This window comes from Sulfurimonas sp. (genome assembly GCF_019429335.1).
Lineage (GTDB): Bacteria > Campylobacterota > Campylobacteria > Campylobacterales > Sulfurimonadaceae > Sulfurimonas.
In genome coordinates, this window is sequence record NZ_JAHYJB010000043.1 from 1 (window position 1) to 10,688 (window position 10,688).

At 37.7% G+C, this 10,688-nt stretch carries 11 protein-coding genes; 3 read left to right on the forward strand and 8 right to left on the reverse strand.

Annotated features, from left to right (window positions below):
- Nucleotides 1-138 precede the first annotated feature (138 nt).
- The 8 genes from K0A91_RS10320 to K0A91_RS10355 form a co-directional block, all read right to left on the reverse strand.
- Nucleotides 139-516: an ORF6N domain-containing protein gene (locus K0A91_RS10320; RefSeq protein WP_295010108.1), complete on the reverse strand. Its 378-nt coding sequence runs from the start codon at nucleotides 514-516 to the stop codon at nucleotides 139-141.
- A gap of 219 nt (nucleotides 517-735) precedes the next feature.
- Complete coding sequence (locus K0A91_RS10325; RefSeq protein ID WP_295010109.1) at nucleotides 736-1,623, reverse strand: hypothetical protein; 888 nt, start codon at nucleotides 1,621-1,623, stop codon at nucleotides 736-738.
- A 60-nt stretch (nucleotides 1,624-1,683) separates the two neighbouring features.
- A complete protein-coding gene (locus K0A91_RS10330; RefSeq protein ID WP_295010110.1) occupies nucleotides 1,684-2,952 on the reverse strand; it encodes an RNA polymerase factor sigma-54 in 1,269 nt (422 codons plus the stop codon).
- Nucleotides 2,953-2,967: 15 nt separating this feature from the next.
- Nucleotides 2,968-3,690 carry an LPS export ABC transporter ATP-binding protein gene (lptB, locus tag K0A91_RS10335; RefSeq protein WP_295010111.1) on the reverse strand — a complete coding sequence of 241 codons (723 nt, stop codon included), beginning with the start codon at nucleotides 3,688-3,690 and terminating at the stop codon, nucleotides 2,968-2,970.
- Complete coding sequence (gene tsaE / locus K0A91_RS10340; protein WP_295010112.1) at nucleotides 3,678-4,091, reverse strand: tRNA (adenosine(37)-N6)-threonylcarbamoyltransferase complex ATPase subunit type 1 TsaE; 414 nt, start codon at nucleotides 4,089-4,091, stop codon at nucleotides 3,678-3,680. The genes lptB and tsaE overlap by 13 nt, the downstream gene beginning before the upstream one ends.
- Nucleotides 4,088-5,074 (reverse strand): anthranilate phosphoribosyltransferase, encoded by a 987-nt coding sequence (trpD, locus tag K0A91_RS10345; protein WP_295010113.1) that lies wholly within the window; start codon nucleotides 5,072-5,074, stop codon nucleotides 4,088-4,090. The genes tsaE and trpD overlap by 4 nt, the downstream gene beginning before the upstream one ends.
- Nucleotides 5,071-5,319, reverse strand: a complete 249-nt coding sequence (locus K0A91_RS10350; RefSeq protein WP_295010118.1) for an RNA-binding S4 domain-containing protein — start codon at nucleotides 5,317-5,319, stop codon at nucleotides 5,071-5,073. The genes trpD and K0A91_RS10350 overlap by 4 nt, the downstream gene beginning before the upstream one ends.
- A 117-nt stretch (nucleotides 5,320-5,436) precedes the next feature.
- Entirely contained in the window at nucleotides 5,437-7,212 is a 1,776-nt protein-coding gene (locus K0A91_RS10355; protein WP_295010114.1) for a YgiQ family radical SAM protein, read from the reverse strand.
- An 89-nt stretch (nucleotides 7,213-7,301) separates the two neighbouring features.
- Here K0A91_RS10355 and K0A91_RS10360 point away from each other — a divergent pair, with 89 nt between their 5' ends.
- From K0A91_RS10360 to K0A91_RS10370, 3 genes are all read left to right on the forward strand, one after another.
- Entirely contained in the window at nucleotides 7,302-7,832 is a 531-nt protein-coding gene (locus K0A91_RS10360; protein WP_295010115.1) for a flagellar basal body-associated FliL family protein, read from the forward strand.
- A gap of 74 nt (nucleotides 7,833-7,906) precedes the next feature.
- Entirely contained in the window at nucleotides 7,907-9,070 is a 1,164-nt protein-coding gene (locus tag K0A91_RS10365; protein WP_295010116.1) for a cation:proton antiporter, read from the forward strand.
- Nucleotides 9,071-9,166: 96 nt separating this feature from the next.
- Nucleotides 9,167-10,688, forward strand: a 1,522-nt coding sequence (locus tag K0A91_RS10370; protein WP_295010117.1) for a DUF3365 domain-containing protein, incomplete at its 3' end; no start/stop codon positions are given.

The window sequence follows — 10,688 nt, forward strand, 5'->3', positions numbered from 1 at the left end:
AACTTAAGTGTCGGTTTTTACTCCAAAGTGTCCGAATCATTTCCGACACCACTGTCCGATTAGAACCGACATCACTGTCCGAACTCAACCGACATTAGTGTCCGATTTGAACCGTTTTTTGCATATAGATTTTGATTTTTAGGTTTGGATATTTGCTAAAAAGTGTAAAAACAGTATCGTCATGGAAACACCTTGTTTTGTAAATACATAAGGTAAATATCTTCTCCCACCGTGTTCTATGGTTCCAAATTGGAACCTTAAAGAATCTTTTGAACTTGAGGTGCCAATTTGGAACCTCAAGTTTTCACACTCCTCTTCAGTAAGTTGAAAACGAAAACTTTGTGGAAATCTTTCTATATTTCGATTGGCTGCCCGATTTAAGTTTTTTGTCTCCACCTGATATAGTTGAGCTAAATCACTATCAAGCATAACCTGAAGTCCTCTGATAGTGTAGATTTTATCTTGCAGGTTTTGTTTATTTACAATTTCTAGCTTGTCCATAGTTGAGAGTTCCAAGTATTGATTTTATCCATCATACTAAAATAATTTATTTTTATTAAAAAATATGTCATTTTGAAATATTTTATTTTTGATTCTGCTGTAAAAAACTCTGCCAAGTCACAACCTCCCATCACGATAAAAACTTGCATAGTGTGGGATTTGTTTAGTTAGTGTCGGTGGTTTTAATTTATTTTTAAGTCCTGTTTCACACTTTCACCCCTTCTATTGCCATGATTAAATAAATCCTACAGTTATATTTTGCCCTTTAAAGTCTATCCCATTTCCACATCTATCTTCAAATTTTATTTTTGCACCAGTCTCAGTCATCATAACTTTTATTTTATGGATAGGTTCAAGATGCTCAAAACTTTCACCTCTATCATTAAGTGAAAAAATATCATCATGGAATTTCTTTGTAGTACAACATTTACCTTTTGGCTCAGATTCAAGAAGTTTCCAAAGTTTTTTTATTTCACGATTATCCATAGTAAATAGATAATTCAAGCACAAATATTCATCATCAAAACTTGGTATTAGATACTCTAAAATAGGACTTGAAGCTCTAATATTACTTTCAAATACCTTTTGCTTAAGTAGCGTATTTGTTGCCGCATTCCAAATTTGATACCCATTAATTTCTCTGTTTCCAAAAACAGCATTTAAAATTTTTTCTTTTATTGCATCATCCACAAATAATCCACATCCAGCCCAGTTTTGTTTACATTCTTTTACATAAAGTTCCGCAAACTCTTTACTTAAAAAGATATTCTTTTCTTCATCGTATATAGCTTCGCCACATCCGATTGCACCTCTTAAAACAAAACCATACTTTATAGCCTCTTGCATAAGAGTAATACAACTTAATAAAAACTTATTGATATTTGAAATATCATCTATATCATAGGATATTAGTAAGATTGAATCTGAAAAAATTATTGATTTATTAAAATTTGAAACAGTTGCTTCTCCATAAATTGTTTTAACATCACCAAATATATCTCTATTGGCTTTATCTATAAAACAACTATATTTAAGATATAAATCATCTAAAGTTTCGTCATGAAGGTGCTTTTTAAAACCTAAAATGTCAAAAAAAGCAAGTAATCTGTTTTGATATTTCATTTCTTCCAATCCTTATTCGTCATCTATTTAATATATTTTAAAGAATAATCTCCTATGTTATCAATGCAAATGATAAAGTTTTTTTCGCTCGCTTGAGCCCGCTATGTTTAACTGTTTTCTGTACTTTGCGATTGTTCTTCTTACCATCTGAACTTTGAACTTCTCTTGTATGAGCTCCAAGAGTTTCATGTCGCTGAGCGGTTTTTTTCTATTTTCCTGTTTTACCAGATTTACCACAAACTCTTTTATTGCCGCGTTTGAAACATCTTCGTCTATGGCGGTTGTGAAGAACTCTTTCATGGCAAATACGCCTCTGTTGCAGGCTATATACTTGTTTGCGATGGCTCTTGAGATGGTTGAGGGATTGTGTCCAAACTCATCTGCCAAAGTCTTTAGAGTAAGCGGCATAATTGCGCCGCCACTAAAGAACTCATACTGATACTCAACTATCATAAGCCCTACTTTGTAAAGTGTTGCTTTTCTCATGTCAAGTGCATCTACAAGGCTTTTTGCCTCTTTGATTTTTTGGGAGACGTACTCATGTTCTACGCCGTAGTTTGTATCGATATTTATTGTCGGATAGTAGGCATCGTTGAGTTTAACCTCGATAGAGTCGTCATCATTGAAAAATATCATCAAATCGGGAACGACATGCGAAGACTCCTCTTGATACTCAATAGCAGGAGGATTTTTAAATGTGCCCAAAACACGCATAACTTCTGGAAAATCAGCCTCATCAGAGTAGGCATAGATATTATCCAAATCTTCTATGACTTTTATTGCCAAAGGGTAGGCTTTATCGCTTATATCAGAACTGTCAAGCTGAAACAAAAAAGACTCGGCAAGACTCTTCGCGGCGATTCCGACTGGCTCTATATGTGCAAAACGCAGACGCACCTTTTCAAATTCTGACATGTTAATATTTTCTTTAACGCAAAACTCTTCGCTTTTTCCCTCGTAGTAGCCATTCTCATCAAGATTTGCAACGACGTGAGAGGCGATTTTTTGAGATAGCGGAGTAGGAAACAGAGGAGTGCCTATCTGCTCGTCCAAAACATCAAACAAGGAGCGGTAAGCAATAGTCAAAGCCTCTATCTGCTCTGTTCTTGTGTTGCTTACGGAGTTGCTTGTAACTTTTTTGGGGATTAACTTCTCAAAGCTCTCTTCAAATCCGGAAGTCACTTCAACAACCGGATTTCCCTCTATAAACGGCGACATCGCCTCGCCCAAATCACTTAGGCTTGAGTGTAAAATAGGCAGCCAATTACGTAGAGTATTTGAAAGTTTATGCTTATTTTCAACGCTTTGCGTCTGCTTTAATGCTGCCATAATAGAATAAGCTTACTAGAGCTTATACTCATCACCTAGATAGTATTTGCGCACGTCAGGGTTTTGTCCTATCTCCTTACTTGTTCCGTTTGCTAAAAGCGAGCCTGATTTTATGACATAAGCTCTGTCGCAAACATCTAAAGTCTCTCTGACGTTATGGTCGGTGATAAGCACGCCGATACCGTAAGATACAAGCTGTTTGATAATCATTTGAATATCCATAACCGCTATCGGGTCAACCCCTGCAAACGGCTCGTCAAGAAGCAGGAATTTAGGCTCGTTTACCAAAGCGCGGGCTATCTCGACACGACGTCTCTCTCCACCGCTCAGACTCACACCCTTTCGGTAGCGAATCGGCTCAATGTTAAACATGTCAAGAAGCTCTAAAATCCTCTTCTCCTGCGCGTCTTTGTCCTTTATCTTCACCTCTGCGGCAATGAGAAGATTGTCCTCAACGCTCAAATCTTTAAATATAGACGCCTCCTGCGGAAGATAACCTATTCCCTTAAGCGCTCTTTGATGAAGCGGTTTTCCAGAGAGATTTTCATCATCAAAAAAGACCTCTCCGCCGCTTGCTTCAACTAGTCCGCAAATCATATAAAAAGTAGTTGTTTTACCAGCTCCGTTTGGTCCTAAAAGCCCCACAACTTCGCCGCTTCTAACCTCAAGGCTCATCCCTTTTACTATCTCTAAATCTTTTATTTTTTTCTTTAAATTCACTGCTCTTAATACATGCATATTTTATACTCTCTTTTATTGTCTGAAATTTTTTCTATATCGATTACCATGGTCTTTATCTCTGCCGAAGTTAAAATATTTATCAACTCATCATCTCCCCACTCAACAAAGTGAAACCCATCTCTCTCAAGCTCTTCGAGCATCCCAAGGGAGATAAAATGCTCTAAACCCTGATTGTACATGTCATAATGAAAAATCTTATCTCCGTAGCAGTGCTGAAGCGAAAATGTTGGCGAGGTAACTTCATCATGAGTCCCCAAAAACTTAGCCATCTTCTTAACAAATGTCGTCTTTCCTGCCGCCAAATCTCCGCGCAAAACGACTACGCCGCTTGAAAAATCTTTAGCTATATCTTCAAGCATGGTGTCAAGCTCGTCCAAGCAAAGCGTATATTTTTTCATAATTTATTTGATATTTCAATAATTTGTTTTAACTTTTCTTTGGCTTTTCCCGATTTTATAGCCATTTGCGCCATCTCTAGCCCATCTTGAATATCACGCGCCAAACCGTCAACCATAAGTGCGGAAGCCGCATTTATCATAACAATATCTCTCTGTGCGTCTGTCGATTTGCCATCAAAAATATTATATAAAATCTTAGCGTTGGCTTTTGCATCGCCGCCCACGATAGCCTTTAGCGGAACCCTTTTTATGCCGTACTCCTGCGGGTCGATGATAAACTCATGAACAACCCCGCCTTTTAGCTGTGAAGCGTACGTTATATCGCTTATGCTTATCTCGTCCATTCCCTCTGCCGAACTTACCACAAGCGTTGACAAGGCACCGTTTATGCGAAGCGCCTCTGCAATTTTAGGTACAAATGCTTTGTTGAAAACTCCAAGGAGAGATTTCTTTGCTCCTGCAGGATTTGTAAGCGGTCCAAGGATGTTAAAAATAGTCTTGTCAGGTATAGTTTTTCTCACTGGCATAATAAACTTCATAGCAGGATGGTGGTTCTGTGCGAACATAAAAGTAAAATCAGATTCTTCTAGAAGTCTTGCACTATTTTCTATGCTCAAATCAAGGCGCACGCCAAGCTCTTCAAACATATCAGCACTCCCTGATTTTGAAGTAACAGAGCGGCTTCCGTGTTTTGCAACCATACTCCCGCACGAAGCTGCCAATATAGCAACCGTTGAAGAGATGTTGAAGCTTCCTATCTTATCTCCGCCCGTGCCGACGATATCAACCACTTTTGAGCGCAGTTCATCAGATATCGGAAGCATAATCGCATGAGAACGCATGACTTCGGCTGCAGCAGCGATAGTTTGCGTATCTGTGCTCTCATCAAGCCTTACGCTCAACAAAAACTCTCTCATCTGCGCATCGTTCATCTCATGCTTAAAAAGTGAAGTAAATGGGCTCTTTGCCTCTTCATAATTCATGCAATCTCCTCAATATACTCATTTTGCAAACTTTTTGGTGTTGATTTTGCTGTGGGAATTTGAACTACTTTATACTTTTTTACAGACTCAAGATAGTTGATTGTAATAACTGTTCCTACTTCGACATTTTTGCTCGCTTTTGCGACAATGCCGTTTACCAGAACTACTCCGTTGTCTATCATATCTTGCGAAACTGAACGTCTTTTTGTTATATTTACTGCGTTTAGAAACTTGTCTACTCTCATCAATTAATACTCATAATCCAATATTTTTGTATATTGTAGAGTATTAAAACTGAAAAGAATGTAATAGTTGGAACATTTTTTGCATTAAATTTTATTACATGTAGATTTTTTAAATATTTACGATGCAAATCCCGCTTTAAAGCACTCTTTTTCAACTACTATTCTCTTTTGCTTCTCTTTTCTTTTTGTATCTTTTTCGACAAATATCTTTTTGCGTGTTTTTGGGTCCATCTCCGTGTAGTACATCACTGCGGAGTATGTTCCTGGAGTTGGAGTAAAGACTTGAGCCTGCTCTGGATTCATCTTTAGCTCCTCTGTCGTAAATCTCTTTAACTCATGCATATCTTTCTCTTCACACCCAGGGTGAGCGGCTATAAGATAGTAGGTTAGAAACTGCTTTTTGCCCTCTTCTTTGTTTAGCCTGTCATACATCCTTTTAAACTCAATCAAAGTCTCTTTTCCCGGTTTTCCCATAAGCTCCAAAACATGCTGCTGCGTATGTTCCGGAGCGACTTTAAGCTGACCTGAAATATGGTGCTGAACCATCTCTTTTAGGTATGAATATCCATGCTTTTTATCCGCCGTAATCAAATCGTAGCGCACGCCAGAGGCAATAAAGGCTTTTCTTACACCCTCTATTTCTCTTATTCTTCTAAGCAGACTTATATTTCTGCCGTGGTCTACATGCATAACCTTGCAAAGTCTATCGGCATCTACGCATCTGATATCGTCACACGTCCCTTTTTTGAGCTTTTTGTTGCACTCATATCCGTACATGTTGGCTGTCGGTCCGCCGACGTCGGCTATTATGCCCTTGTAATCTTTGTACTTGTTAAAATACTTCGCCTCTTGCAAAATATTCTCCTCAGTTCTGGTTCGTATGGTTCTTCCCTGATGCACTCCGATTGCGCAGAAGTTGCACTCTCCCCAACACCCCTGATGCGTCATTATCGAGAACTTTATAGTCTCAAGACACTTCACTTTTCCATCTTTTGCGTAGTATGGATGAAGCTCTCTTGTAAAAGGGAGATTTGCGTTTGCGTCCATCTCTGCTTGGTTTAGATAGTCACACGGCGGATTTTGGATTAAAAAGCGTGTATCAACACTCTGGCATAAACCTTTTGCGCTTATCGGGTCGTTATTGTCATAAAAATCGTCAAAAAGGTCTATATACTTCTCTTTATCATCCAAACACTCCTGATGCGAGGGAAGCTGTATAAACTCATATTTAGGCTCTTTTGAGATGTAGCAAAGCCCGCGTATATCTCTGTAGTCCCTCCCCTCATCCAAAGCGCGTGTAAGCCGCTCTATTGCTATCTCGCCCATTCCATAAACCAATATGTCCGCTTTCGCATCAAACAAAATAGGTTTTTTCAGTCTGTCTGCCCAGTAGTCGTAGTGTGTAACTCTTCGCAAACTTCCCTCAATACCGCCTACTACAAGCGGCACGGTATTTTTAAAATATCTTCTAATGAGGTTACAGTAAACACTAAGCGCACGGTCGGGTCTTTTGTCGTTTTTTCCGCCCGGTGTGTAGTCATCAGTGCTTCTAAACTTCTTTGTTGCAGTGTAGTTTGAAACCATGCTGTCAACACTGCCTCCGCTCACTCCCCAGTATAGACGAGGCTCACCGAGACGCTTGATATCAACATCGCTGTTAATGTCAGGCTGACCTATCATCCCGACACGATAGCCCATTCTCTCAAGCATCCGCGCGACCATGGCAACGCCTATGTATGGAGAGTCTATATACGCATCGCCGCTGACTAAGATGATGTCGCACTGATTCCACCCTTTTGCATCCATCTCCTCTTTTGTAGTCGGAAGGAAATCTCTTGTCGTAAATGTTAACGTATCTCTTTTTGTATCTTTTGTTTTATTTCTTCTGCTCAATCTGTGCCCTTAAGATTAAAAATTATATTTTTATCTTTTATTTGTATAATAATACTCAATTATTTAGAGATTATAGATAAAGTGCGGATATGAAAATAGACAGAAAAAAAATACTTATAAACGCCAGCTACGGCATTGCAGCTCTGATTGTTATTTTACTGCTTATTCTTGGGGTTCAGAGTTCTGATTTTACTAAACTTCAAAAGTACGATATTGAGGGAAAAACGGCACCAAGATTGAGCATATCCGGCAACCGAGCATCTGCAGCATCAGTTTTAAGGAACAGTATGCAAGTTAGCATCAGCAGCGACAATCAGGCAAATCTGGGGGATTTTGTCTTTAATATCTCTGGTGACAGAAAGCTTATCGCAAACATATCTATGAAGTATAAATCAAGCGGAAAAAGAGGCTCTTGGTTTAACGATAAAAACGATATGAAAGAGGAGATTTTAAAAAAAAGCGTTATCTTAAGAGACAGCGCGATAAACACTATGTTAGGCTACTCCATGGTAAACGCAAACAATGAGGTGATGAGAAAAGCACTGCAAGAGACACTAAATAAGAACTTAGAGTACAGCGAGATTGAAGAGGTATACTTCAACCAGTTTATAATTCAGTAGCCTCTTTTGAATGCTTTTTACCTACAATATGTAAGTATTTTTTCAGTACAATAAAAAAAACAGTTCGGAGCTCAATGGAAAACTACATCTTTTTTACGAAAATAGCTCTTTTGCTTATATCTTCACCCGTTGTTTCACAAATCACACGTTTGCCTGTCGTAGTAGTTGAGATACTTTTAGGTTCACTTGCCGTATGGAGCGGCTTTTTGGAGTTGGGAAATGATATTTTCGAGCAAATTGCAAAAATAGGTTTTTTCTACCTGATGTTTTTAGCAGGTCTTGAGATAGATTTGAAAAATTATACACAGCAAAAAAACGATATTTTAAACAAAGCTATCATCTACTTTACAACACTTTATGCGCTCTCATTTATTTTATATCTGCTGTTTGATTTAAACCCCGTCTATATAGTTGCCATACCTATTGTTTCACTCGGAATGATAATGGTACTTATAAACGAGCATGGGAAAGAGCATAAATGGCTTGAGGTAGTTCTTACGGTAGGCGTTATAGGTGAGATTTTAAGTATATCCGCAATCGTTATCTTCGAGTCGTATGTTAACTATGGATTGAAGCTGGAACTATATCTGCATGTGCTTGTTTTCTTTGGCGTGCTTTTTGCAATATATTATCTCTTTAAACTGGTAAATCTGATTTTTTGGTGGTATCCAAACCTTAAAAAAGCCATTATGCCGTATGATGACTCAAAGGTTCAAAGCATAAGAATAAGCGTGGCTCTTTTTATTGTTCTTACCTCTATTATGCATTTTTTCAATATCGACATGGTTCTTGGAGCCTTCTTTGCGGGCATTTTCATATCAAACTTTTTTGAACACAAAACAGATCTTCCTCATACTCTGCATAAAATAGGCTTTGGTTTCTTGGTTCCGCTCTTTTTTATCTATGTCGGCACCACACTTGATTTTACTCTTATATTCTCGTTTGAAATCTTAAACAATGCTCTGCTTATCCTGCTTGCGCTTGTTTTAGTAAGAACGATAAGCTCTTTTGCAGCATACACCTCACTCCTGGGAGCAAAAGGAACTTTTTTGCTGGCCCTTGGAGACTCTATGCCTCTCACATTCCTTATTGCAATTGCAACTATCGCTTACGAAGGAGGGCAGATTTCTCAAAATGAGTATCTCTCGTTCATTGTTGCAGGTATGCTATCTGGCATACTTATCATGAGTCTGCTTAAGTTCATTATCTACATGTCGTATCAAAAAAGAGGGCAGTAACTATCGCCCTCTAGTAATATTGTTAATATTTTTTAATAAAATTGATACTATATTTACTTAAAAATTATGCTATATTTATGGTTACGAGGATTAAATATGTTAAAAATAAATCTGAACAAAAAAATATTTTGGTTTGTTGCTCTTTTGATAATCATGGCAAACTCTATTTTAACTATTCATATATATAAACAAAAACAAGAACTCATACAAACCAGAGCCTTTGCAAAAGGCGAAACCCTCAAAAACTACTTTATCTCGATGAGATATGTATATCATCAGCAATTTTTAAAAAGCGGCTTAGATATAAACGACTCAACATTAGGATTTTTGCCGGCTCATGCTTCCACGCTTATAAGCGATAAATTTGAAAAACTCTCAAAAGACAACGTAACCATTAGAAATGTAACCGACAGACCTAGAAATCCTAAAAATATGGCTGATGCTTTTGAGCTAAAAGCCATAGATTTTTTCAAAAAAAATCCAAACAGTGAAGCACATATCCAAAAAATCAAGCAAAACTCCAAAGAAATTCTTCACTATACTGCGCCGCTTATTATAGAAAAATATTGCATACAGTGTCATGGTAAAAAAGAGGAAGTTTTAGAATCCATACAAGAGAGATACGATACTGCCTACGATTATCATACGGGAGATATAAGAGGCGTTACAAGCGTCAAGATTCCTGTTGAGGAACTAGAAAAAGTTGCTATGAGCAGTTTTTACAAAACTACGTTTTTTAACTGGTTTACAACTTTACTGCTGCTCACAATAGTCTATTTTGCAATCAAGAAATTAACAATTAAAGATGTTAAACAAAAAATAGTTCTTCAAGAAGAGGTAAGAAAAAAAACGGCAGATTTAGAGGAGCAAAAAAATGAGCTTCAAATCGCAAATGAAAAGCAAAGACATCTTTTCTCCATACTAAGAACCGTTACAGACTGTAATCAAATCCTTATTACAGCTAAAAATATTGATGAACTCATAAACGATACAGCCGTATCGATGCACTCAAACACAACTTTTGCCAGCGTAAAAATATTGCTCAATGAGGATGGGGAACTTAGAGTAAAAAGCTCAATCGGTTTAGGAATAGAGAGCGAAGTAACACCGATTGAGAGAGATGTTTTTAAAAATAACAGCTATATATTTCTAAAAAACTTTGATGAAACTCTGCATGTAGAGTGCTTGGAAAAGGTAAAAAAATACGGCATTTCTGAGATATACTCTCTTCCTCTTAGGAAACATTATAATGCAGATGAAGTACTTGGAGTAATTACTATCCACTCAACCGAGGAGAGAGGTTTCAGCAAAGAGGAGCGAGACATGATAGATGAGCTGGCAGGTGATGTCGGCTTTGCCATAAACTCTTTTTACCAAAAAGATACAATCAACAAACTCTCATTTTATGACCCGCTTACAAATCTGCCAAATCAGGCACTTTTTATTCAGCATCTTTCTCAGGCTCTTGAAAACAGCTACAAAAATATGAAGTACGGCGCTCTCATGTTTATGGATATAGACAACTTTAAAAGCGTAAATGATTTGATGGGTCAAGATGAGGGTGACACTGTTTTAAAGGAGACGGCTAACAGACTTGCCATAAAGCTTAAAGATGTAT

What these genes read in the sequence shown, in the direction of transcription:
- K0A91_RS10325 (WP_295010109.1), bottom strand. Translation starts at nt 1,623, where the DNA reads ATGAAATATCAAAACAGATTACTTGCTTTTTTTGACATTTTAGGTTTT.
- K0A91_RS10330 (WP_295010110.1), bottom strand. Translation starts at nt 2,952, where the DNA reads ATGGCAGCATTAAAGCAGACGCAAAGCGTTGAAAATAAGCATAAACTT.
- lptB (WP_295010111.1), bottom strand. Translation starts at nt 3,690, where the DNA reads ATGCATGTATTAAGAGCAGTGAATTTAAAGAAAAAAATAAAAGATTTA.
- tsaE (WP_295010112.1), bottom strand. Translation starts at nt 4,091, where the DNA reads ATGAAAAAATATACGCTTTGCTTGGACGAGCTTGACACCATGCTTGAA.
- trpD (WP_295010113.1), bottom strand. Translation starts at nt 5,074, where the DNA reads ATGAATTATGAAGAGGCAAAGAGCCCATTTACTTCACTTTTTAAGCAT.
- K0A91_RS10350 (WP_295010118.1), bottom strand. Translation starts at nt 5,319, where the DNA reads ATGAGAGTAGACAAGTTTCTAAACGCAGTAAATATAACAAAAAGACGT.
- K0A91_RS10360 (WP_295010115.1), top strand. Translation starts at nt 7,302, where the DNA reads ATGAAAATAGACAGAAAAAAAATACTTATAAACGCCAGCTACGGCATT.
- K0A91_RS10365 (WP_295010116.1), top strand. Translation starts at nt 7,907, where the DNA reads ATGGAAAACTACATCTTTTTTACGAAAATAGCTCTTTTGCTTATATCT.